Consider the following 23,888-nt stretch of genomic DNA (forward strand, 5'->3'; position numbering starts at 1 on the left):
AATTGTTGAGCTTACAAGGAATTGAATAGACAATCTGTTTTGGGCATTTTGCTTCGATTACCCTAGTCTCACTTTTTCAACTGTATGGTCCTCTCCCCCGCAGACGTTACCGTGGTCATCCTAGCCGGGGGCTTTGGCACCCGCATTAAACAACAGTTACCGGATCTGCCCAAACCCCTAGCTCCGGTGGCGGGTCGACCTTTTTTAGACTGGCAACTACGTTATCTACAACAGCAAGGTTTTCGGCGATCGTTGGTTTCAACGGGTTATTTGGCCGAAAAGATTGCTACCTATGCGGAGAAGGCTGCCATTCCTGGGATGGCGATCGCCTGTGTGGCGGAAACAGTACCGTTGGGAACGGCGGGGGGATTTCTCAATGCGGTTAATAATGATGGTTTTGACCAACCCACTCCGGCTTGGCTAGTGCTTAACGGTGACTCGTTAATTGTGACGGATTATCGAGTCCTACTGGCAGAATTAGGGGATAATAGCGTTGATGGGGTGATTTTAGGCGTTAATGTACCTGATACTTCCCGTTTTGGCTCCCTGAAGATTAATGACCGGGGAGAATTGGAACAGTTTGCCGAAAAACAGGCCGGAGCTGGCGTTATTAATAGTGGGGTTTATCTCCTTGGCGATCGCCTGTTGGCCCAATTTCCCCCCCAACGGCCCTTAAGTTTTGAGTACGACGTGTTTCCCACTTTGTTAAATCAGGGAGCAAAAATTAAAGTCCATGCGGTGGATGCACCATTTTTAGACATTGGCACCCCGGAAACGTTGGCCCAGGGGGGGGAATTTATCCAATCCCTCGGTAAGCTGAACCGAATTCAAGACCTAGACAAATAGCTTAAAATGAGAAACTAACTAAGTTTTGTAAATTTTGGCTTACGGGGGCGATCGTCACGATGGGTAAAAGGAAACGGCGGTTTTGGGCTTTAGCTTTTTCTTTGCTGATGGGAATTGTGATTTATCTGGGCAATACTCCGTCAGCCCTGGCTTTCACCGAGGAACAAAAGCTACTGTTACAATCCTGGCGTTTGGTCAATCAATCCTATCTAGATGAAACTTTTAACGACCAAAATTGGTGGCTGTTGCGGGAAAAATACATCAAACGTCCTCTGCGGGACCGGGAAGAAACCTACACGGCGATCGAGGAAATGCTCGCCACTTTGGATGAACCCTTTACCCGTTTACTACGGCCAGAACAGTACGGCAATTTGCGGGTAACTACTACGGGGGAATTATCCGGAGTCGGTCTGCAGATTAATATCAACCCAGAAACGGAACAGTTAGAAATTATGGCCCCTTTAGCTGGTTCCCCAGCGGAAGCGGCCGGTCTGCACCCCCATGACCAGATTTTGGCGATCGACGGTGTAGATACCCAAACCCTGAGCTTGGACGAAGCGGCGGCCCGGATGCGGGGCCCTAAAGATACCCAGGTTTCCCTAGAAATTTTGCCTGTGGGCACCGAAACTCCCCAACAATTGACCCTCACTCGCCAGTTAATTTCCCTCAGCCCAGTGGTGGCCCAGTTGGACAATTCCCGTCCTGGTAAATCGGTGGGTTATATCCGCCTGAGTCAATTTAGTGCCAATGCCTACGAAGAGGTGGCCCACGCTTTGGGACAACTAGAAAGCCAGGGGGCCAATGGCTACATTCTAGATTTACGCAATAACCCCGGCGGTTTGCTCCAGGCAGGCATTGACATTGCTCGGCTCTGGTTACCGGAAAGCACCATTGTTTACACCGTTAATCGGCAGGGTACCCAAGAAAGTTTTAGTGCTAATGGAGAGGCCATAACCGATCGCCCGTTGGTGGTGTTGGTGAACCAGGGCACCGCCAGTGCCAGCGAAATCCTGGCCGGAGCTTTGCAGGATAATCACCGGGCTACTTTGGTAGGGGAAAAAACCTTTGGCAAAGGCCTAATTCAATCCCTGTTTGAACTGTCCGATGGGGCCGGCATTGCCGTCACGGTGGCTAAGTATGAAACCCCAGAACACCACGACATCCATAAACTGGGCATTATGCCCGACCAAGTGGTGGAACAACCCCTGATTAGTTTTGCCGAAATTACTTCCAGCGCTGATTTGCAATACCAAGCCGCTCTGGATCTACTCACCGGAGGGGTGGCGATCGCCCATAAATCTTGACCAAATCCAATCCTGGTGGCGGATCACAAGCCCAACTAATCACCCCACAAACAAAACATCAGTAATTCTAATCAGAAAGTCCAAAAATTGTAATTTAAAAAACAGTCAATGGAGAGCATTGCCATAAGTAAAGGCATCCCCTGCGTGATAAGATTACCTTCAGAAAACAGATAGTTGCTGGGTTATCGCAGATTTTTCTCGCAACCAAATAACTGTAAATAATAACTGTCTCTGGGGCGACGGTAGGCTTTATATTGCCAAATTTCGCCCGTGGGAGAAAGCTAGGCTATTCAATGTTTATGGAGGACTGACCTAGATGGTACAAGCCAAAGCAGGGTTTAAGGCAGGGGTACAAGATTATCGCCTGACCTACTATACCCCCGACTACACCCCCAAAGATACCGACCTGCTCGCCTGCTTCCGCATGACTCCCCAACCGGGTGTTCCTGCGGAAGAAGCCGCCGCTGCGGTGGCCGCTGAGTCTTCCACCGGTACCTGGACCACCGTTTGGACCGACAACCTGACCGATTTGGACCGCTATAAAGGTCGTTGTTATGACCTGGAAGCTGTTCCCAATGAAGATAACCAATATTTTGCTTTTATTGCCTATCCTCTAGATTTATTTGAAGAAGGTTCCGTCACCAACGTTTTAACCTCCTTGGTGGGTAACGTATTTGGCTTTAAAGCTCTGCGGGCTCTCCGTTTAGAAGATATTCGTTTTCCCGTTGCCTTAATTAAAACCTTCCAAGGCCCTCCCCACGGTATTACCGTTGAGCGGGATAAATTAAATAAGTACGGTCGTCCTCTACTAGGTTGTACCATCAAACCCAAACTTGGTCTGTCCGCCAAGAACTATGGTCGCGCTGTTTACGAGTGTCTCCGGGGTGGTTTGGACTTCACCAAAGACGACGAAAACATCAACTCCCAGCCCTTCATGCGTTGGCGCGATCGCTTCCTCTTCGTTCAAGAGGCGATCGAAAAAGCCCAGGCTGAGACCAACGAAATGAAGGGTCACTACCTGAACGTCACCGCTGGCACCTGCGAAGAAATGATGAAACGGGCCGAATTCGCCAAGGAAATTGGCACCCCCATCATCATGCATGACTTCTTCACCGGTGGTTTCACCGCCAACACCACCCTAGCTCGTTGGTGTCGGGACAACGGTGTTCTGCTCCACATTCACCGGGCAATGCACGCCGTAGTCGACCGTCAGAAAAACCACGGGATTCACTTCCGGGTTCTGGCCAAGTGTCTGCGTCTATCCGGTGGCGACCACCTCCACTCCGGTACCGTAGTCGGTAAATTGGAAGGGGAACGGGGCATCACCATGGGCTTCGTTGACCTGATGCGGGAAGACTATGTTGAGGAAGATCGCTCCCGGGGTATTTTCTTCACCCAAGACTATGCCTCCATGCCCGGCACCATGCCCGTAGCCTCCGGTGGTATCCACGTATGGCACATGCCAGCGTTGGTGGAAATTTTCGGTGATGATTCTTGCCTACAGTTTGGTGGTGGTACCCTCGGTCACCCCTGGGGTAATGCCCCCGGCGCAACCGCTAACCGTGTGGCTTTGGAAGCTTGTGTTCAAGCTCGGAACGAAGGTCGTAACCTGGCTCGGGAAGGTAATGACGTTATCCGGGAAGCCTGCCGTTGGTCCCCTGAATTGGCCGCCGCCTGTGAACTCTGGAAAGAAATCAAGTTCGAGTTCGAGGCCATGGATACCCTCTAAACCGGTGCTTGGGTTGTCGTAGTTGTGCTTGTCCGTTAAGGATGAACAGTTCTTTAGGGTTGAGTCTGTTAACTAATTAGCCATTAACAGCGGCTTAACTAACAGTTAGCCATTAACAATTCCCAAAAAATTGTTAATCAGCTAAAACCCACTGCTGACTGATGTTCAACTTCGACAGCAATTTACCAATTACCGGGTAGAGTGTTCATGCAAACTAAGCACATAGCTCAGGCAACGGTGAAAGTACTGCAAAGTTATCTCACCTACCAAGCCGTTCTCAGGATCCAGAGTGAACTCAGGGAAACCAACCCTCCCCAGGCCATTTGGTTAAACCAATATTTAGCCAGTCACAGTATCCAAAATGGAGAAACGTTTTTGACGGAACTCCTGGATGAAAATAAGGAACTGGTGCTCAGGATCCTAGCGGTTAGGGAAGACATTGCCGAATCGGTGTTAGATTTTTTGCCCGGTATGACCCGGAGTAGTTTAGCGGAATCTAACATTGCCCACCGCCGCCATTTGCTTGAACGCCTGACCCGCACTGTAACCGAAGTCAATAATTGCCCTTCGGAAACCTCCAACGGGGAATCAGACAGTAAAGATTCTCCCCCGTCCTAACGTAGTCATCAGCAAGGAAAACTTTTAAATCGATGAAAACTTTACCCAAAGAGCGCCGCTACGAAACCCTTTCTTACCTGCCCCCTTTAACCGATCAACAGATTGCTAAACAAGTTGAGTTTCTTTTAGACCAGGGCTTTATTCCCGGTGTGGAATTTGAAGAAGATCCCCAACCCGAAACCCACTTCTGGACTATGTGGAAACTGCCTTTCTTCGGTGGTGCCACTGCCAATGAAGTTCTAGCCGAAGTACGGGAATGCCGTTCTGAGAACCCCAACTGCTACATTCGGGTAATTGGTTTTGACAATATCAAACAGTGTCAGACTGTAAGCTTCATTGTCCACAAACCCAACCAAAACCAAGGCCGTTACTAAGTTGCGATTTTGGTAATTGCTAAAAAACTGACTTATAGCCAATCAAAGTAAGATTGAGACGACTAAAGTCTTTACCAAAGACGCTTTTAGCTCTGGTCAGTGTCTTACTTTCAATTAAATCAACTATAAATTCAGTTTTAGCCCGCTCCGGCGGGTTTTTTGTTGCTTTTTCCTGAGTCTGGAAACTAATCATTTGGCTTTACCTTATAAGAACAATTACTAGGAGAAAATTTTAAGATTCTTCCAACGTATAGTCGTTTCTAGTAAGACTGTGGCAGTCAAATTCACCGAAAAGCTTGTCAATAAAGACTTAAGCAGTCTCGAAATTATTTGAAATGACTATAAAATACAAGGGCAAGACTTTTTATTAGGTACACATCCTAAAAAAGTTATCATCAAAGACTTCCGGCAATTCGTTTTAAAATTTACTGACTAAAATGATAGAAGGGCGATATTCTTCTTTGAATGGTGAGGAAAAGTGAGATGAGATCAACAATCAATATTTTTGCACTTATTTTGTAATCTACTCGTATATTTATTCGGTGTTTTGTGCTGCCGAACTCTTTTTGTTGGCCAAAAAAACAAAATATATATTTGTTGTATTTCTTATACTTAGCAAGACAATATTTAATAATAAAAATAGATTAACCGTATAAAAATATTTCCAAGTTTCTTTTGGCTTATCGCTAATAATATCAACAAGACAGAACATTAGATTAACAAGAAGAGTGAATATTTCAATCATTAAGACAAAAACAAAGTTTATTAAAACTAATTGATAAAGATTAATTGGTTGCTTCTCCACTTTGCGATTAGTCTGTGTTTCCTGTAATCTTTCAATATTTTTACTGTTACTTGTTACCAGTAATGTAATAGAAGTCATTGAAAATCCAATAAGTATTCCTAGTAATGTGATAATATATCCATTGAATTGCTTGATATTTTCTGTGTAGCTACCTTTGCTTAAAATAAATAGATAAATAAATAAAGCTACAATAAAAGGTACAAACCACTCAAATACAAATTCCTTTTTTTTGAGAGTCGTAAAATAATCTTTAATGGGGATTAAAAACTCAAGATAAATATATTTACTCATTGTTATATGATAGTAAAATTTGTAAAATATTAGCGATCATTTCTTGACTATCTATTTCACCAGTTAAAATATCAGTTTCAAGTTCAATATGCTGAATTTTTTTGATGATTTCTGTATCAAGAATGATTTCGTGATTATTTTCATCTAATCCATATACTCTGATTTTTTTTATATTTTCATGGCTGCCTGTTAGTTTTTTGTAAATATCTGAAACAGTATCTTGGATCGATCCCATACGACAAGCTTTAATTTCGATGTTAATTTCATCTTGTATTTCATGAATCCTGTTAGAAAAATTCAAAAATTCGCTACCCAACAATTGTTTAGATACAGAGACAATTCCAAGACGAACTCTTCTCAGTTTTTGAAGTTCCTCTAAGAAATTTTCTTTAGGAATACTTGAATGTTTAATTTTGTAATTTAGCTTATTTCCAGAAAGACGATAAAAGTCTTCTGCAAAATTTTCTAGATACATATTTATTCTACCAATGTTAATACCAGACTTGATTTCTTCAAGAATAAGAATAATTTCATCTTCATAGTAACAAATTCCTAAATGAGTTTTTTCCATATCTCCTTCTTCTAGTTCTCTAGGATTCTCACGCTCTTGGAGAGTATTACTATTAAGTAATGGAGGACGATAGCTGTGCTCTGCTCCTTTAAAAATCCATGTTTCAACATTATGATTGTTAGGGATGACATTAACATCACTTAAAAAGAAAAATTTTCTTTTCGTCGCATCCCATTTTCTATCTTCTCTAGCTAGACTAACTATGTAGTTAACAATTTCTCGTAATTTAGAGACATCAAAAACTTCACTTGCATCATTGCGACTCACGATTTGCATGGAATAGAAACCGATCTTTCTTGTTACTTTCATATTATTTTGAGTGAAGGATGTGCAGTAACTTATACCATTGATCTTAGTAGTATTTTTGATTGAATGACTAGTGTATAACAAAAATTAATATGGACTGGTTTTCTCGTCGATTCTTTTACAGCGATCACTATAACAGGCACCTCCATAATAAAATAACCCTCATTACAATATCGAGAAGGATCCTAATGTTAGCTCAACAATAAAGCTATCGCCCTCAGTAACAAAACAAAACCCAAGTCCAGAAACTATTGCCAAGATCGAACAAGTGTTTTTGCAGACGATTTCTCAAAATTCGTTGCGACTAAATCCATACTGCTTACCCCAAGGTAAAAGGCTTTACATTTAGAGAGCGATCGCCTGGTGGATAGATCGGTGACAGTAGTGATGTCTGTGGGAAAAAAATAATGTTCAATAGTGGAAAGATCAAATATGGTTATTTTGCTGGCGAGCTTGTAATTGTTGACGAATATCGGTATGGACTGCCCTGGTGATGGGGTAGAAAATAGCTAGTATCAATCCGCCCAGTAAAAAGAAAGCTGGCAGTGGAGCAACGGCAAAACGAATGGCCCAGAGAGCGCTGTCGGGTTGGACGGGAATGGGTTCTCCAGGAATGCGGGCAATGAAACCGGAGGCCTCTAGGGTTATCCCCACCAGAAATAAGCCAAGGGCTAGACCAACTTTTTGCAGTAGCACCATAAAGGCGTAAAAAACCCCTTCTCTCCGTTTGCCGGTGTTTAATTCGTCTAGATCCACCACATCGGGAATCATAGACCAGGGAATCAAATAGGCAACGGATACCCCCACTCCAGCAAAAATAGCTAGGGTGTAGAGTAGAGCGACTTGTCCTGGTTGCACTAACCAAAGCCCGGCTTCTGCCCCCATCCACACCATGGAGCCGAGAAAATAGATAACTTTTTTATCTAAAAACTGGGCCAAAGCTTGCCAAACAAATAGCATCACTAGGGCAGTGCCCTGGACAGCTAGGGCAATGGTGCCGGATTGTTGCTCCCCTAAGCCCATCCAACTAACGACAAAATAAACCAGAATTGACGCGGTGAGTTGTACGGCTAACCAGGAACAGAGATAAATACCAATGACGAATAGAAAAGCCCGGTTACTGAAAGCAATTTTTAGTTGTTTCAGGAGGGGTAAACTTTCTGCAGCTTCAGGGCTGGGGGAATTTTCAATCTTTTGTAGATGTTCTTCTACGGCGCTGTCCCGCAGGGTAAAACCAAATCCACCCCAAATTAACCCCAGCAAAATGAGGAAAAAGCTGATGTAATCAAAACCGCTACCCCCCAACAAGTTAAGGCTTCTGGCGATCGCCAAGGAGATTAAGGTAATGCCAGCGGCCATTAACAGAGGAGCTAAACGTCGGCGTAGACTGGGAGAAAGGATTGGCTCTTTACCCTTTTCTTGCAGCCGCAACGCACTCCAAAGTAGGGCTGAGATGGAGAGCACAGAAATCATCACTCCCAATTCACCAAACTGCTGCTGGGGGCGATCGGGCAAACCAGCGGCGATGAGGATGTAGAGAATGAGAGAAAGAATACTGCCGCCGATGGAAAAGGCGAAACGAAAACTATTTAGCCTAGTCCGCTCGTTGTAGTTCTGGGTCAGCTCCGGCGTTAGGGCAGTGTAGGGCAAATTAACCGTGGTGTAACACAGATTAAATGCCATGGCGACCGCCACATAGTAAATAAATAATCCCCATTGATTAGTCAGACGATCTTCGCTGAAAGAGGGAATTAACCACTGGGCAGCGTACAAAAGGGCGAAGGGGATCATCCCCCCTAACATCCAAGGCAAACGACGGCCCCACCGACTGCGGGTGCGATCACTTAACAAGCCAATGATTGGGTCATTAATGGCATCAAAAATTTTGCCAATCATCAACACACTACCCGCCAGGGCCGCCGGTATTCCCGCCACATCGGTGAGGAAAAACAGCAGGTAAAAGACCAAAATATTAGCAGTGATAGCCGGGCCAAAGTCCCCCGCTCCGTAGGCTAATTTAGTGGCAAAGTGAAGTTTTTCGGCGGAAAGGGATTGGCTCATTAAACTTGGTGGTGGCGGTAAGTTCCTAGCCCACAGCGTAGGCTACCCGTAGGGCCCAGATAATTAGGGCACCAATACCCCCCAAGATTAACATTGCCGAAACAGCGACGAGAAAAGGCTTATCTGCTCCGTCGAATTTCATGATGCCACGGTTAAGATCAGACATAAAAACCGACTCTCCAAAAGACTACATTGCAAAGGTTAGACGGACTTCCATGGTCCTAGTTTACTGTCTTGTCTGGGGTTTAACCTGTTCCCACGGACACTTTTTGGTCAGGTTTAGCAGTTTTCGGACCAATTTTTGCTCCGTTGGTGTCGATAATCCGTTGAAAAATTTCCATTTCCTCCCAACGAGGAACAAACTCCATTGGCGCATAAATAATACTTAAGATCTAAAATAAAATTCAAATGGTATCATTCACAACATTGCCCAAAGCAGGGCATTAAACACCTGTTGCCATCTTTGGCCTAATACCTCAGCAACTTGAGGGAATTGTAGAAAGACAAAATATGCTGTCAAGGAAATTCCCCCCACTAAAATGTAAATCCATTTGCCCAGATTGACTTCCACAATTAAATAATAGAGCCAGTAAAAAGCCAATGCGGCTAAAATAACGCCTGCGCTCCCCATTAATTGCAGGGTGATGGCATAAATGTCTGTTCTATCTAAAGCTGAGTTATGTACTAAGTTTGCGGCGTAGCCAGCATACCAAATTTGGATTAAAATTCCCGGAATCCAGCCAATCCACTGAAACTTGAGTGAATTAATCACACCAATAATGGTATCGGTGTAATTGGCAAACCATTGCCATTCATCATTCTTTCCTGTGATTTGATTCCACACTGCATTGGTGAATACAATCAATAACAATGCCAATACCCAGGGGACAACCAGGAGAAGCAAAAAGCCCCAGTACATAACAATGCTACCGAGGGCATAACCCATTAGTCTGAGCAACAGCAAGCCCATTATGGTGGATTGCAAAAACGATGGCATTTATCCTATCACGGAGATAATTTGCCATTTTTTATTGATCCATCAGGTCTAATAATCGTAATCCAAAATCACTTTTAGCCATTGGGGGGGCCGGGGAATAGGATTACCTAGACGATCCAAAATTAAAAGGGCGGTTAAATGCACTGCCACCATATAGATCAGACTGTTGAGAAAAATCATCGCCACCGCCAGCAGTTGCACCAAAAACACATCTGGTTGGGCCAAAATATTGAACTGCAAAAATAGCCAATCGACCAAATTGGTGATTTGTCCCATGACATATTGCCAAAGATTTTCCCCCAGTAGGAAGGAGAAGAGCCAAAAGCGGAAGAAAAAGCCGAAACTGCCAATCAAAGCCCCAGTAAAAATAGAAAATCCCCAGGATGCGTTTCTCACCCAACAAAATCCCAATTGCAAACTCATTAGCCCATAGGGAATGACAAATACCACACTCCGGGTGGGACCCATCAACACAGAAAGTAGCAGGCCTGCGGCAATCATGCCCTTAATGGCGGCCGGCGATCGCCAACGGAGATAAACCAAAGCCAGGGGGATGGGAAAAAGAATTCGTAATAGGGGGCCAATGGGGAAATAGTAATTAATCAGCCAGATAATGCTGACCATGCTGGCCAAAAAAGCACTTTCCACCATGGCCAGGGTTTCGGGAGATTTCAACACAGGCTGTTGGCGGCTCAAGGGTAATTCCTGTAGCGCATTGCTTTCCTCTGTTTCTCCGTCCCCCCCATCTACCCAATTGTCATCATCCACAATATCCGCCGCAGTTTCCCCGGGGTCATTAACAGGACTTGTAATCTCAGTTTTTATTTCAGTATTTGGCGATCGGTCAGCGGGAAAGGCCATGGAAGCAGTGGTGCAGTGTTCAACCTTTGGGAAACTTGACAGCCAACACACAGCGCCAAGCCCAATCCAATTAGTTTGACACAATTTGTTAGGGCGATCGGTTGAGGCGGTAAGTGGCCAGGGAATTATCACTGGCTCAGGAAATTAGGTCCTCTAAATCCTTGAGATTAGCGACACTGATAAAATCCAGGTCCCGGTGAATTAAGCCCCGTTTTTCTAGTTTAGTCAGGCAACGGGTGACGGTTTCCCTCGCCAGACCGCTGATACTACTCAGTTCTCGATGGGGCAAGTTGGGGATAATTACCCCCTCATCGGTGTCCCGGCCCCGACCTTCTGCCAAAAATAATAGGGTATCCACCACCCTAGTCAAACTTTCCGCCTCCCTAAGGCGCAAACGACGGTTAAGTTGCCTCAAACGACGGGCAATAATCTGGGCTAAGCGGATGCCGGCCATTGGCTCTGTTTTGAGGAAATTGTAAAACTCCGTTGCCGGAATACTACAGACCTCCGCCGAGGTTAGGGTAATGACATCGGTGGAACGAGGGGCTTCTTCGATCGCCGCCATTTCTCCCACCACTTCCCCCCTACCGACGATGTTGAGGGTCACCTCCCGACCATCCACGTTGTGGGTACGAATTTTGACCCATCCATCCATGATGAAATAGACGGAGCCACCCCAATCATGCTCTAGTAAAATAACTTGGTTGGCAGGATGGCTGCGAATGGAGATATGGGGAATGGCAATTTGCAACGCATCTATTTCAAATCCTTCAAAAAAAGGGATTTCTCGGCTTAGTCGCTCACTAAATTCCAAATTTTGGGAACTATTGCCCATAACCCTCCTCCCTAAACATTAAACATTGATGCCCCCAAGGGACTAGCTCCGTTTTTCAATTCTGCCAAACAATGGCGGAAATGATCGGACGTATTAACAGAAAGAACTTTATATCAACTCGATCGGATTTTGATTGGCCCAAAATTGATCCGGCAAATGGACACTTTTTTAGCGTTCCAGGGAAGTATTGGAGGTGCTCAATTCCTTGGAACCATGGCCAGCATGGGAAAACCAAATTAAAATAGCACAAATAATACTAGTGGCTAAGGCTTGGAAAACTAAGTCTTGGGAATCTTTCCCCTCTGCTAAATCACCAAAGAATATCACCACCATATTGAGCAAAATTATGTTGCCCAAGCTAGATTTTAAATCGTGGAAATTATTAACTTTTAAAGGCTCTGGCAAGCTCATCGGCTCAATAAACAACTCATACAGTCCAATGCCGAGAATTAAAAGGGCGATCACCGTCAAAAAGCGTTCAATTATTTCAATGAAATGAAAATCAACTTTATTAATATGCCAATGGTTCCGAAGCAAAGTCCACCAGAGTTGGGTCGTTTCAAGGGAAGCATAAATGAAAGCTAGTAGGGCTGTAATTAGTATGAAAAATACTGATAATAAAATTAAGTATCGATGCAAAAGAATAATGCCCTTGACTAAGTTCATAGGTTTAGTAAAAAGAAATTCACAGGTTATCGCCAGGGTAGCCTAATGGAAATGATATAAAAATAATAGATGCAAAAAGATTCCCCCAAAGCCATGGCACAACTGCAAACAATGGGGGAAAGAAACGATTGAATCTGTTTTGTGTACCACCAAAACACCTAATAGGCATCCTGGAGTTCGTAAAAATCGGGAGAAATATAGTCCTTGCGTAGAGGCCAACCGATCCAATCTTCGGGCATTAAAATGCGCTTTAAATTGGGATGACCTTCGTAAACGATACCGAACATATCATAGCATTCTCGCTCCTGCCAATCCGCCGCTTTCCAAATCCAGTAAACGGAGGGTACCACCGGATTTTCCCTCGGTAAAAATACCTTTAACCGTACTTCTTCTGGGTTACGGGTATCATCGGCCAACCGGACTAGATGGTAGAAACTCACCAATGATTTGCCTGGCCCTTCATCGTAGGCTCCCTGGCACTGTAAATAGTTGAAGCCATAGGCATATAAAGCCGTACAGAGGGGTAAGAGTAAATCCGCCTCCACCTGCACCATTTCCACCCCCAGATGATCCGCCGTCAAGCTTTGATGTTCAAAACCATTGGTGGTCAACCAAGTGGACACAGGGCCCACAGGGGTAATTGCCGTCTCCTCTTGGGGATTAACAGCTTCATTGGGGGGATTTACTTCTTCAGCCACGGTTTAATTGCTCCTTTTGTTGAGAAGTGGACAAAGCAGGGGGCATAGGCATTCCCATGGCCTCTTGCAACTCCCGGGGGGGAGCGGAACGGGTACCCTGTTGTAAATACTTGCCGTCTAAAATCGGTGCCACCACTTTCATTTGGTGGGAAGTGCTGTAGTAACGATGGGTTTGCTGGGTGATGGCCCGTTCTTGGATAGATTCATTGGCTACCTTTTTACGCAGTTTAATAATCGCATCAAAAATGGCCTCTGGGCGGGGAGGGCAGCCGGGAATATATACATCTACGGGAATTAGCTTATCTACCCCCCGCACCGCTGTGGTGGAATCACTGCTAAACATGCCACCGGTAATTGTGCAAGCTCCCATGGCAATGACATATTTTGGTTCTGGCATTTCTTCATAAAGACGCACCAGGGCGGGGGCCATTTTCATGGTGATGGTTCCGGCGGTGATAATCAAGTCCGCCTGCCGGGGGCTAGAACGGGGCACCAAACCAAACCGGTCAAAATCAAAGCGAGAACCGATTAAAGCCGCAAACTCAATGAAGCAACAGGCGGTGCCATAGAGCAGGGGCCACAGGCTGGAAAGTTTGGCCCAGTTGTAGAGGTCATCCACCGTAGTTAGGATGACGTTCTCGGAAAGGTCTTGGGTAACTTGGCTACGGCTGGCCGGGTTGAGAATTTTCGCCGTGGCGGCCCGTTCCAGATCAATGGGATTAGCAGGGTTGGGACTCATAGGAAATAGGAGAAGACAACAGGGGGGTCAGGCAAGGCTGGACAAAACAGTGGTCAAGATTGAGTCAAAATTGGGCAATACTTCTGAATATCCTAGGACCATTCCAAAGCTCCCTTGCGCCAGGCGTAGACCAATGCAACCACCAAAATAGCGATGAAAATCAGAGCTTCTACAAAGGCTAACAGGCCCAATTGATTAAAGGCAACGGCCCAGGGATAAAGAAACACCGTCTCCACATCGAAGACTACAAATACCAGGGCGAACATGTAATAGCGGATATTGAATTGGATCCAGGCCCCACCAATAGGCTCCATGCCGGATTCGTAGGTAGTTTGCCGCTCTGGCCCCCCATTCCTGGGACGGAGGAGTTTGGACGCAGTCAGGGCCAACACTGGTACCAGGGAGCAGATAAAGAGAAAGCCGAGAAAATATTCGTAACCGGTTAAAACAAACACAGGGCCAATGGTCTCCTCACGGCGAATGGTGGGCAGGGGGTATTCCCAGGTATATTTCACCACAAATGGTCATGCCTGGGTCAAGCTTACCGGACTTGTTGAATTTGTTGGCGATCGCCTGGGGGGCATCTTGCTAATTTTCCTGATTATAGGACTCTGACTAGGACAGACCAAGGCCTGAACTATACGTTTAACCTATACCTACCAATTGTTTCGACAATAATTGCAATTCTGAGCTGATCGGGATTTCAGTGCCCGCTGTTTTGTAGAATGGAACCTTGGGCCATGGCCCCCCATGATTTTTTGTTATCCCTTTACTATGCCTCCATCCGCCCCAAATTCGACAGTGTTGCCCAGTGCCGCCCCCGTCTGTCCCCAGAGTTCGGCCTGTCGTTGGCGTGGATTGATTGAAACCTATCGTCCCTATCTGCCGGTTTCTGACCAAACTCCGGTGGTAACTCTGCTAGAAGGCAATACTCCCCTAATTCCCGCCCCGGCGATCGCCAGCAGAATTGGCAAAAACGTGCGGGTGTTTGTTAAATATGACGGTCTCAATCCCACCGGTAGTTTTAAGGATCGGGGAATGACCATGGCCATTTCCAAGGCGAAGGAAGAGGGGGCGAAGGCGGTAATTTGTGCTAGTACGGGCAACACATCAGCGGCGGCAGCGGCCTATGCCAGAAGGGCTGGTTTGCGGGCATTTGTTATTATCCCCGATGGCTATGTAGCTTTAGGAAAACTAGGTCAGGCTTTGATCTATGGTGCGGAAGTAATTGCCATTGACGGTAATTTTGATGATGCTTTGACCACGGTGCGGCAGTTGTCGGAACATTACCCCGTTACCCTGGTTAATTCCGTTAATCCCTACCGTTTGGAAGGGCAAAAAACCGCCGCCTTTGAAATTGTTGACGTGTTGGGACAGGCCCCCGATTGGCTTTGCATCCCCGTGGGCAATGCCGGTAACATCACCGCCTACTGGATGGGCTTCTGTCAATACAAAGAACTGGGCAAAGGCGATCGCCTCCCCCGGATGATGGGCTTCCAAGCCGCTGGATCGGCCCCTTTTATTCAAGGGCAACCCATTAGTCATCCCGAAACCCTAGCCACCGCCATTCGCATTGGCAATCCTGCTAACTGGGATAAAGCCTGGGCTGCTTCTAGGGAAAGTAATGGGGAATTCCACCCCGTCACCGACGCGGAAATTTTGGAGGCTTACCGAATTCTCGCTGCTGAAGAAGGGGTTTTCTGTGAACCCGCCAGTGCCGCTTCCGTGGCTGGTTTGTTGAAGCGTAAAGACCAAGTACCCGCTGGAGCTACGGTGGTTTGTGTACTGACCGGCAATGGTTTGAAAGACCCTGACTGTGCTGTGCAAAATAGCGGCAATCAAGTTAAAGCGGGATTGAAACCAGATTTGGAAATTGTTGCCAAAGCGATGGGTTTTTAACTGCAATTTCCACCATTTTCCCCTCCATTAATTATAGTCAATCAAAGTAAAATTGAGACAGCTAAGGCCTTTACCAAAGATGCTTTTATTTTTCCCCATTAATATAATGTAAAAAATCCCCTTCTACCCTAATTATTCCTTGACTTGGTAGGGAAGAAGTTTGGGAGCCATTGGGGGCATTAATTAAAGCTACTATCTGTTCGATCTGTTCAAAATTAGGGGCTTGGGTTTGGCAAGATTGTAAAAAGCAGCGGATGATGCGACGCTGTAAAGCTAGGGGCTGTTGACTGAGGCGACGGCGATCTAAGCTTTTTTGATCAGATTGGATGAGGGTTTGATAAATTTCTCCAGTAATCTGCTCTAAATAAGCCACTTCTGCCGTTAATAATTCCACCGTTTGGGCTAATTTTTTTTCCACCTGGGGATTGAAATGTTTCCGTAAATACGGAATCAGTTCCCCCCGGATGCGGTTGCGGCGATAGGCTAATTTTTCGTTGAGCACATCTGCCCATATCGATAATTTTTGTTGCTGGCAAAAATCCCCAGTTTCTTGGCGGCTAATGTCTAAGAGAGGACGGACTAATCTAATCTTAAAATTCTCTTTTTTGGCAACATCTAAGTCGGCCAACTCCCTTATCCAGCCCATGGACTGCAAACCGTCACTACCACTGCCCCGCACTAAGTTGAACAGCAATGTTTCCGCCCGATCACTCTGGGTATGTCCTGTCATCACCACCGGAAAATTTTCTGCCCTGGCGATCGCCGTCAGGGCCTGGTAACGCCAATGGCGGGCCGCCGCTTCAGTTTGGGGTAAATCCTGGGCATCCCGTTGGAAGTAGGGTAATTTATAACCCTGGGCTAGGCGCTGTACATGGTCGGCAATACCTTCGTCGGTGGGCCAATGGTGGTCACAGTGGGCTACGGCCAAATGCCACTGCCATTGTTTGGTTAAATCATTAAGTAGATGCAGTAAACAGAGGGAGTCTTGTCCCCCCGATACTGCTACTAAGATGCGACTTGCTTTTAGTTCGGGAAATCGCCGTTGCAAGCATTGATGAAGCCGACTGTGCAGTAATGTCCAAACCATCTATTTTGTCTTTTACTTCTTTTTCTTTTACTTCAACTTTCCCAGGGTAATGCCAAATAATAACCCCAGAGCTAATACGTTACTGAGTAGTCCCTTTATTCGTCGTTGTAGTGATGGTTTTTTTAACTTTGTTGGCAATTTACTCACCCCAAGTTGGGACAGTCGACTGTTGGGGATCAGACAGTTGGACATCCGAACGATTATTGACATTGGGGCCAACAAGGGGCAATTTGCCCGAAAAATGCGCCGTTACTTCCCCCAAGCCCAAATTTTTGCCTTTGAACCATTGCCTCTGCCCTATCAACAACTCCAACAATGGGGCGATCGCCAGAAAAATTCTGTCCACACTTTTAATTTGGCCCTCGGCGATCGGATGGATCAGCTAGAAATTAACAGCCATGTGCTCTTTACCGCTTCTTCATCCCTTTTGCCAACAACGGAGCTTTGCGAAAATTTGTATCCCATGGTGCGGGAACAGGAAAAAGTTGTCGTCCGCCAATCAACCCTTGATGGGGAAATGGAACGATTCGAAGGAAAATTATTGCTGGAATTATTAGTCAAAATCGACGTACAGGGTTACGAAGACCGAGTAATTCGGGGTGGGGAAAAAGTACTAGGACAAGCCAAGGCTTGTATTTTGGAAATTTCCCTCGATGGACTCTATGAGGGGCAATGTCAATTCCGGGATATTTTTCCCCTATTGGACAATCTCGGACTGCGCTATGCTGGCAATCTGGATCAAGTGGTCGCCGCCGATGGCCATGTGCGTTATCTCAATGCTCTTTTCTTACGTCCCGATTAACATTTTTTTACCTTTCTATGCGTGTTGAACCCTGTTGCCAAGCTCTCTTAGCCCAGCTTTTACCGGAAGTTGATCCCCAGCGCCAGGGAGTTTGCATTGATGTGGGGGTGGGTACTTTTGCCTTTTATTGCCAAATTTTTGCTGAATTGAATTTTAAGAGTTTGGCGATCGAGCCTTTACCAGTCAAGGCGTTAAAAAAGTTGGCGGAACATCCCACGTTAACTCTCTTACCAGTTTGTTTATCCGATCAAGATGGGGAGCAAACCCTATATGTGGGCAAATTCGCCGGCATTTTTAATAGTAATTTTAGTTCCCTTTCCCCCCAATGGTTTGGCGCCTCTGGCCACGCTCGGCAGGCCAAAACCGTCACCTTGCAAACATTAATATACCAACAGCAAATTGAGCAAATCACCTGTCTAAAACTAGATATTGAAGGTTGGGAATGGGCTGTAATTAAACAGCTAGAAAATATAGAATCCCATTTACTTCCTGCGGTGGTAATGTTTGAATACGGGGGGGGAGTCAACCGAGGAAAAAATCAAAAGGGTTGGGCCCCAGAATTTTTTGAAAATACATTAAATATTCTTAAATTATTAAAAACTCTTGGTTACGGCTCCGGAGTTTTATTGGATTTTGCCCCGGATTGCCAAGAAATAACCTTTGATTTACATCAACTGGAAATATCCAAGTTGGATAAACTTTTTCCCCCTGAAAGTGTTTACGGCAACATTATCTTGTTTAGAGACTATCAACCGAGTGCAAGCCAGCTATCCCAGCTTTGTAAACCCTATTATCGAGTTAACTTGCTGGAACGGCTGGTCAACACCCTAGTCTCACGTTAGCAATTCAATTATGGCTGAGCCTGAACTGGGAATCCTTTTTGCCGCAGGAATTCCGCCGTCGCCGCATCGGGATTATAGCGGAAGCCGAATTGAGCCTCCGTACCATCAGGAATAATTTTGGGAGTCATGAGAATAATAACTTCCGAACGGTCTGTAGTGTCTGTGGACTGCCTAAACAATGCCCCAATCACTGGTAAATCCCCCAGAATTGGAACTTTACTTGTGGTAGAACGTTGAAGTTCCGAAATAATGCCGGACAGGATAAACGTCTGATCATCCCTCAGCCGAACTACACCGGAAGTAAGTTCTCTTTTGTTTATCAGTGTTATTTCGTTGACGGCACCGGCACCGCTGTCAAATCGTTCTGTGCCAGCAGGAGATGCAACGATGGGGTTAACCCGCAAAGTAATAAAGCCATTGTCATCAATTCGATCAACTATGACATTTAGTGTCAGCCCAACATCTTCGAGAACTGGTGTGATAGTCCTGACTGCTGTATCTCCCTGGGTATCAACTTGCGTGTCAACACTGGCAATAACAGATTCTGTTAACTTAACTTGAGCGGCCTCACCCTCCTGAACAATTAAAGTTGGATCGGTGAGAATTTTAGCATTGCCACTACGTATCTGAGCGTCAATTTGTGCCTGAAATTTTTTAGGATATTGATAAAAAGATGGCAAGCCAAACTCGGGATAAGTGACTGTTAAAACTCCCTCTTCATCAACTTCTGCAATTGGAAATTCGGTAACCCCAGTGAATAGTGGATTATTGGAAATAGCTCCCGATCCTGATGTAAAGAAATTAAGAGGAATTGTTCCTGTACCAAGGGGAGTCTCAATATTGGTTAGTCTACTAAGGTCAAAGAAAACATCTTCACCGGGAGCATTAAAAAATGGATTGACGATGGCAGGGGGGTTAGTAACTCGCCCTAAACTATTGTTAATGTCAATTTCCTGAACTGGAGCCGTGTCACCAAAACGCATTATTCCCCTGCCACTGTCTTGGACAAAGAAACTATCTCCTATGCCAAAGGAAAAACTGCTGTCATAATCCTGGATGTTATTCAGATTTATATCAATAATTTTGACGTTAACTGCCACTTGACGACGGCGGGCATCCATTTGCGTGATCATGGAGCTAGCTAACTCCACATTGCGGGGTTCCCCCACCAAAGTCACAGTGTTTAGACGAGGGTCAGTACTAACAACTAATCCTTCCAGAATTAACACTGAAGAATCGTTGGCGGGTTTTTGCACTGTCAGTGGTACCAATGTGGGCGGTTGTTTAATTACCCTTGGGGGAGCATTTTCTGCGAGTTGGACATCCTCCTGTCCTTCAAACAAAATGTTAACTTCTGCACCCTGGGAAGCCAAAGTACTCGCTACGGACTCAGCACTGGCCTGGTTCAGTCTAATGGTGCGGGTGATGATGTTCCTGGCGGAAGGCAACAAACTGGCTCCGGCAAAGATGGTATTGCCCCGACGACTGGCCTTTAAACCTGATGCCATTAGAACGTAGTTAAAGACGTCCTGAACACTTTCATTTTGAATATCCAACGTAATCGTCGACTGAGCTTGGGGAGCCGCCACTTGACCACCGGGAGGTGTACCTGGAGTGGCTGTGCCCTCAGAATTCTGATTATCCGTGAAAATTAGATTCATGCCAGCATAGCGGGTCAAGACGGCTAGCACCTCCCTGGCAGGGGCCTCCCGCAACACTAAACTCGGTACGTTAACTTGACCTCTTTGCCCAAGATCAATCATGTCGAAGGACGCATTAATATTGGAAATAGCCAAATCCCCCACCGGTGGAGGCACTGCGCGGGAACGTACTGGAGCCACAGGCACAGCGGGGGACAGAATGCTGGGATTACCGACTCTAGGGCCAGCTTGGGGAGCACCACCCTGTTGCTGAATAATGATTTCCGGATTGGGAAACATTACTTGCCCACTGCCCGCTGGGGGGGGAGGCATGGGACGACTAGGGGGAGCCATCTGAGCAACACTGGTCTGGTCTGGTTCTGGAAAGTTTAATGTTAAAGGCTCGGATAGGGCTTCCAACTCCTGCACTAGCAACCCAAGCTCAGTTAACCTTTTCTCCGGCTTAGCGAGGGATTTTGCCCGGGTCAACTCCAGTGGTGGCGACCAGGAATCAATTTTGCTTGGTTCCTTAAGGGATTTTTCTAAACTTTTCTCCCAGCTCTCCCAATCTTGAGCGGAGTTCGCGGCAATATCTTTGGCGATCGCCGTTTCTGAACCGTGGCCAAATGTGTCCGACTGGGGGAGGTTTTCCGCTTGAGCCGGTGCTAGGGCCACCAAACAACAGGCAACTATCTCCGTCGTTAACCAAAACCGAAAATTTTTCACAGAATTGCTCCTCACACACCAAATTAAAATCAATTATTGAATAATTATTCAAAAATCGTAAGACCGTTAGCGATAATTTATCAGCAAAACCGCCCATTAAGGGGCCGGAGGCGCTTCCCCTTCCGCAGGGGGCTGTCCTTCTGCGGGAGGCTGTCCTTCCGCCGGTTGTCCCTCCTGACCAGGGGGCGGGGGCGGGGGAGTCAAGGCCGCGATTTCCTCGGGAGTCAAGGGCATAAGGACCTCCAACGTCAGGTCTGTGGTCAGAGTATCCGGAGCATCAGTTCGTACCTGCACCGTGTTTCCATCCCTCACCACATTGACGGGAAACTCCGCATTGACCAGGCTAGTTCGTAAATTTTTCATCAAAATCAATGGTTGTAGCCTTTCAATGTCCCGAATTACCCCCAAAGTATCCCTAAAGCTACCGGCCATAGAAATGGTGTAGGTTTGGCGTTTAAGCTGGTTATTGACATTGGCTCCCAAACTATCATCGGAGATCACCGCTGGTTCCCCCTGGGGCAAAAAACTTAATAACTTCATGTTTCTGTTAACAAACAAAGTATTGAAGTTATATAGGATTGTATTCAAATCCTCACTATTGGCATAGAGTTCTAGCACCGTTGCCTTCCTTTGCTGTGCTTCCTGCAACTGGACCTCTGCATTGGCCAACCGGCGCATCAGGATTTCTGGGGATTGTTGGTCTACCTGGGCCTGCTTACCCTGTTCGTCCTGTTTGAGTTGCTGATACTCCCCTAAAGCCGGAAGCAAAAAATTGAGCACAACATAGACCATGGCCAATAAACCAAGAATTCCTAGGCTGATGCCGCTCACCTGGGGAGTGAATGTGATACCAAATGCCGTTGGATAATTGCCCCCCGCATCAAATTCCTCATCAATAATCGTTGTGGTTGACGAATACTCTTCGCTGTAGCTAGTCATGGCACCCCTCTAAAAACAAAGTCACTGGCGATCGATCAATTAATGGTTATCCTAGTTGGATTGCTCCGTTGGTGTTCCTTCCCCTGGGGGTTCCACAATTGGAGGAGGGGGAACATCGGGCACATCCGCCGGCCGATCCAAAACCCCCTTAAGCTCCAAAAACTTGAACCGAGCCACTAGCCCCGCCGCCCCATTTTTGATCAGGGCTGTAATCAAATCCTTATCTGGGGTATTGGTAATTTCCGTCTGGATGGTGTAGCTCACCCCCGCTGGAATTAGAACGGTGGAAGTGCCCTGCTCTGTCTCCGGTTCTTCTGTGCCACCGGTCTGCACCGTGGTCCCCTCCCCCGTGATGGGTAAAGCCGACGCATTGGCGGTCATCAATTGCGTTTTGCTAGCCTGCAAAAACTTGGAGCTCTGCAAGGTGAGCAGAAAGTCATTGAGGGAGCCGTAATTTCCAGCAAAACCGGAAAGGGTAACCACATTGCCTTCCTGTTGGATACTCTGTAGTTGAACTTCCTGGGGTAATTGGTTAGTGATTTCCTGAAACAAAGCTGACCAAGGCTTGATTTGACTAAAAACACTAATCAGTCCATCTGCTTCCTGGTGAGCGGCTGCCGTTTTCGCCTCCACTTCCTGAATTTTTTGCTGTTCCCCTTGCAACTGGGTCAACTCTGCTTCCAATTGCTGGATATTCGTTTGGGCAACATTTTTTTGCCAATTAACCAGCAAAATCCCCAATCCGGCCAGGGCTGGCAACAGGACCATCACCCCCGCCCCAATGTAAAGGGGCATTTGCTTTTGTAGATCGTCTCCCGTCAGGGTAATGGTGGTGGTTTGGGTGGACCGTACAACATCAGAGTTTCGGTCCTTGAGAAAGTTGACGTCTAGGCTATACATGGGAAGAATTCAATGGATTTGACTATGGCATCGTACATAGGGAGGGGGAGTAAGAAGGGTTTGAAACGTTTTCGAGGTGGAAAAACAGGAAATTTGGGGAAAATGTCTGGGGCGTTAGGCTTCCCGTATGCCCAAACCTAGAACCGTTGCTAGGCTAGGGCGCTCTATGTCGGAAAAGTTCTGGTCCGTATCGATCGCCAAGGCTTCAAAGGGATCAACTTTAACGGTGGGAATGCTTAGGCGTTGGGTGAAATATTCATCCAATTGGATCAGGCCACCACCGGGACCGGCCAGGAGTAATTGCACCAGTTCCAACTCCTCACTCTGGTTAAGGTAAAAGTTAATCGATCGCCGTAGCTCATCGGTCAATTCCCCCATCACCCGCATTAGGGCGTTCATGCCGGGGTTAACTGCAGTGCCCTGGGTGCTCATGGTGTCGAACTGGGTGACAGGAATGGTCATACCCTGCAAAATTTCCGGATTCCGGGATGGGGGTAAATTCATGGCCCGGGAAAGGGCATTCTGCATTTGATAAGTGCCAATGGGCACTGTGCGGGAAAACTGGGGCACCCCATCGACGATAATGGCAATTTCCGTGCTGTCAAACTCAATATCCACCAGCACCGCCGCTTCCCGGGAGCCAAATTGCCGGAGTTGTTCCCGAATAGTCCTAATCAGGGCAAAACTATTAATTTCTAGTACATCGACCTGGAGCCCCGCCTGCTGAAAGGTGTCTAGGTAGGAATCGGTCACCTCCCGACGGGTGGCCACTAACAACACCTGTACCTTTTCAATGCCGTCTTCATCTTCAAATAAACCCAGTTTTTGATAATCCAAATCCACCTCTTCCCTGGGATAGGGCAAATAGAGGGCCGCCTCATGGTTTAGCACCATATCCCGCAACTCGTTTTCGTCCAACTCCGCCGGCACTGGTAGCATACGAATTATGGCTTCCCGCATGGGCACCGCCGTGGCCACTTGCTTACTGTTAATTTTTTGTTCGCTCAACAGTTCCTGAATAATTTCCGCCAGGGCAGGGGAATCGACGATCTTTCCTTCCTCAAAAATACCCTCTGGAATGGAAGCATGGCCAAATTTTCTCAGTTTATAACTCTGACCCTGGGCCGAAAGCTGGGCCACATTGACCCTTTCGGGGGTGATTTCTAGCCCCACCCCGGAGGATTTACGACCAAATAAGCTAGTGAGACGGCTAAACATGGGGATTGCGGTAACCGCTGGCGATGATAAGACAAAATTATTAGGGAGTGAGGGTGGAAGGTGGGAAAAAAATCAGTTAGTCCATGGTACTGTGCTGGCTGGCCCTGTCAATAAATAATCGAACACAATTAACC

Annotated in this window: 26 protein-coding genes; 8 read left to right on the plus strand and 18 right to left on the minus strand. The window is 46.4% G+C overall.

The genetic code is table 11. The annotated features are described in order from the left end of the window. Nucleotides 1–84 precede the first annotated feature (84 nt). From D082_RS15015 to D082_RS15035, 5 genes are all read left to right on the plus strand, one after another. Nucleotides 85–846: a nucleotidyltransferase family protein gene (locus tag D082_RS15015; protein WP_028948308.1), complete on the plus strand. Its 762-nt coding sequence runs from the start codon at nucleotides 85–87 to the stop codon at nucleotides 844–846. A 59-nt stretch (nucleotides 847–905) separates the two neighbouring features. After that, nucleotides 906–2,150, plus strand: a complete 1,245-nt coding sequence (ctpA, locus tag D082_RS15020; RefSeq protein ID WP_028948307.1) for a carboxyl-terminal processing protease CtpA — start codon at nucleotides 906–908, stop codon at nucleotides 2,148–2,150. A gap of 316 nt (nucleotides 2,151–2,466) precedes the next feature. Then, nucleotides 2,467–3,879, plus strand: coding sequence for a form I ribulose bisphosphate carboxylase large subunit (locus D082_RS15025; RefSeq protein WP_028948306.1), 1,413 nt, complete (start codon nucleotides 2,467–2,469; stop codon nucleotides 3,877–3,879). 207 nt (nucleotides 3,880–4,086) lie between these two features. Beyond that, nucleotides 4,087–4,497 (plus strand): chaperonin family protein RbcX, encoded by a 411-nt coding sequence (locus D082_RS15030; protein WP_028948305.1) that lies wholly within the window; start codon nucleotides 4,087–4,089, stop codon nucleotides 4,495–4,497. Nucleotides 4,498–4,529: 32 nt separating this feature from the next. Further along, nucleotides 4,530–4,871, plus strand: a complete 342-nt coding sequence (locus tag D082_RS15035; protein ID WP_010873420.1) for a ribulose bisphosphate carboxylase small subunit — start codon at nucleotides 4,530–4,532, stop codon at nucleotides 4,869–4,871. Nucleotides 4,872–4,890: 19 nt separating this feature from the next. Here the strand turns inward: D082_RS15035 and D082_RS18645 are convergent, their stop codons facing one another. The 13 genes from D082_RS18645 to ndhC form a co-directional block, all read right to left on the minus strand. Further along, nucleotides 4,891–5,064, minus strand: coding sequence for a hypothetical protein (locus D082_RS18645; RefSeq protein ID WP_158506523.1), 174 nt, complete (start codon nucleotides 5,062–5,064; stop codon nucleotides 4,891–4,893). A 342-nt stretch (nucleotides 5,065–5,406) separates the two neighbouring features. Continuing rightward, nucleotides 5,407–5,967, minus strand: coding sequence for a hypothetical protein (locus D082_RS15040; protein WP_028948304.1), 561 nt, complete (start codon nucleotides 5,965–5,967; stop codon nucleotides 5,407–5,409). After that, a complete protein-coding gene (locus tag D082_RS15045) occupies nucleotides 5,960–6,814 on the minus strand; it encodes a hypothetical protein (protein WP_158506524.1) in 855 nt (284 codons plus the stop codon). Before D082_RS15045 ends, D082_RS15040 begins: the two co-directional genes overlap by 8 nt. Before the next feature lie 456 nt (nucleotides 6,815–7,270). After that, on the minus strand, nucleotides 7,271–8,905 hold the full coding sequence (locus D082_RS15050) for an MFS transporter (protein WP_028948302.1): 1,635 nt from the start codon (nucleotides 8,903–8,905) through the stop codon (nucleotides 7,271–7,273). A gap of 25 nt (nucleotides 8,906–8,930) precedes the next feature. Then, nucleotides 8,931–9,071 (minus strand): hypothetical protein, encoded by a 141-nt coding sequence (locus tag D082_RS18775; RefSeq protein ID WP_020862346.1) that lies wholly within the window; start codon nucleotides 9,069–9,071, stop codon nucleotides 8,931–8,933. Nucleotides 9,072–9,150: 79 nt separating this feature from the next. Then, nucleotides 9,151–9,273 (minus strand): hypothetical protein, encoded by a 123-nt coding sequence (locus D082_RS19340; RefSeq protein ID WP_255356932.1) that lies wholly within the window; start codon nucleotides 9,271–9,273, stop codon nucleotides 9,151–9,153. Between the two features lie 50 nt (nucleotides 9,274–9,323). Continuing rightward, complete coding sequence (locus D082_RS15060) at nucleotides 9,324–9,875, minus strand: hypothetical protein (protein ID WP_028948301.1); 552 nt, start codon at nucleotides 9,873–9,875, stop codon at nucleotides 9,324–9,326. Between the two features lie 75 nt (nucleotides 9,876–9,950). Next, complete coding sequence (locus D082_RS15065; protein WP_028948300.1) at nucleotides 9,951–10,763, minus strand: DUF2232 domain-containing protein; 813 nt, start codon at nucleotides 10,761–10,763, stop codon at nucleotides 9,951–9,953. Nucleotides 10,764–10,899: 136 nt separating this feature from the next. Further along, nucleotides 10,900–11,598 (minus strand): Crp/Fnr family transcriptional regulator, encoded by a 699-nt coding sequence (locus D082_RS15070; protein WP_028948299.1) that lies wholly within the window; start codon nucleotides 11,596–11,598, stop codon nucleotides 10,900–10,902. Nucleotides 11,599–11,766: 168 nt separating this feature from the next. Next, nucleotides 11,767–12,264: a YqhA family protein gene (locus D082_RS17430; protein WP_028948298.1), complete on the minus strand. Its 498-nt coding sequence runs from the start codon at nucleotides 12,262–12,264 to the stop codon at nucleotides 11,767–11,769. Nucleotides 12,265–12,422: 158 nt separating this feature from the next. Then, complete coding sequence (locus tag D082_RS15080; protein WP_028948297.1) at nucleotides 12,423–12,962, minus strand: NAD(P)H-quinone oxidoreductase subunit J; 540 nt, start codon at nucleotides 12,960–12,962, stop codon at nucleotides 12,423–12,425. Continuing rightward, nucleotides 12,955–13,701: a photosynthetic/respiratory NAD(P)H-quinone oxidoreductase subunit K gene (gene ndhK / locus D082_RS15085; RefSeq protein WP_028948296.1), complete on the minus strand. Its 747-nt coding sequence runs from the start codon at nucleotides 13,699–13,701 to the stop codon at nucleotides 12,955–12,957. Before ndhK ends, D082_RS15080 begins: the two co-directional genes overlap by 8 nt. A 92-nt stretch (nucleotides 13,702–13,793) precedes the next feature. Further along, nucleotides 13,794–14,156 carry a photosynthetic/respiratory NAD(P)H-quinone oxidoreductase subunit C gene (gene ndhC, locus D082_RS15090; protein ID WP_028948295.1) on the minus strand — a complete coding sequence of 121 codons (363 nt, stop codon included), beginning with the start codon at nucleotides 14,154–14,156 and terminating at the stop codon, nucleotides 13,794–13,796. A gap of 295 nt (nucleotides 14,157–14,451) precedes the next feature. Here ndhC and thrC point away from each other — a divergent pair, with 295 nt between their 5' ends. Next, entirely contained in the window at nucleotides 14,452–15,600 is a 1,149-nt protein-coding gene (gene thrC, locus D082_RS15095; protein WP_051738897.1) for a threonine synthase, read from the plus strand. Between the two features lie 85 nt (nucleotides 15,601–15,685). On the opposite strand, the gene tilS is transcribed toward thrC, so the two are convergent. Next, on the minus strand, nucleotides 15,686–16,687 hold the full coding sequence (gene tilS, locus D082_RS15100) for a tRNA lysidine(34) synthetase TilS (RefSeq protein ID WP_028948293.1): 1,002 nt from the start codon (nucleotides 16,685–16,687) through the stop codon (nucleotides 15,686–15,688). Nucleotides 16,688–16,736: 49 nt separating this feature from the next. On the opposite strand from tilS, the gene D082_RS15105 reads away from it, so the two are divergent. Then, the gene (locus D082_RS15105) at nucleotides 16,737–17,489 is read left to right on the plus strand and encodes an FkbM family methyltransferase (RefSeq protein WP_028948292.1); all 753 of its coding nucleotides are present in this window, start codon (nucleotides 16,737–16,739) and stop codon (nucleotides 17,487–17,489) included. Nucleotides 17,490–17,506: 17 nt separating this feature from the next. Next, complete coding sequence (locus D082_RS15110; RefSeq protein WP_028948291.1) at nucleotides 17,507–18,331, plus strand: FkbM family methyltransferase; 825 nt, start codon at nucleotides 17,507–17,509, stop codon at nucleotides 18,329–18,331. An 8-nt stretch (nucleotides 18,332–18,339) separates the two neighbouring features. On the opposite strand, the gene D082_RS15115 is transcribed toward D082_RS15110, so the two are convergent. From D082_RS15115 to pilM, 4 genes are all read right to left on the minus strand, one after another. Then, nucleotides 18,340–20,697, minus strand: coding sequence for a type IV pilus secretin PilQ (locus tag D082_RS15115; protein ID WP_238546753.1), 2,358 nt, complete (start codon nucleotides 20,695–20,697; stop codon nucleotides 18,340–18,342). A 96-nt stretch (nucleotides 20,698–20,793) separates the two neighbouring features. After that, entirely contained in the window at nucleotides 20,794–21,636 is an 843-nt protein-coding gene (locus tag D082_RS15120) for a hypothetical protein (RefSeq protein ID WP_028948289.1), read from the minus strand. Between the two features lie 51 nt (nucleotides 21,637–21,687). Beyond that, nucleotides 21,688–22,536, minus strand: a complete 849-nt coding sequence (locus D082_RS15125) for a PilN domain-containing protein (protein WP_028948288.1) — start codon at nucleotides 22,534–22,536, stop codon at nucleotides 21,688–21,690. A gap of 114 nt (nucleotides 22,537–22,650) precedes the next feature. Continuing rightward, a complete protein-coding gene (pilM, locus tag D082_RS15130) occupies nucleotides 22,651–23,754 on the minus strand; it encodes a type IV pilus biogenesis protein PilM (protein WP_028948287.1) in 1,104 nt (367 codons plus the stop codon). Nucleotides 23,755–23,888 lie beyond the last annotated feature (134 nt).

The organism is Synechocystis sp. PCC 6714, assembly GCF_000478825.2.
Lineage (GTDB): Bacteria > Cyanobacteriota > Cyanobacteriia > Cyanobacteriales > Microcystaceae > Synechocystis.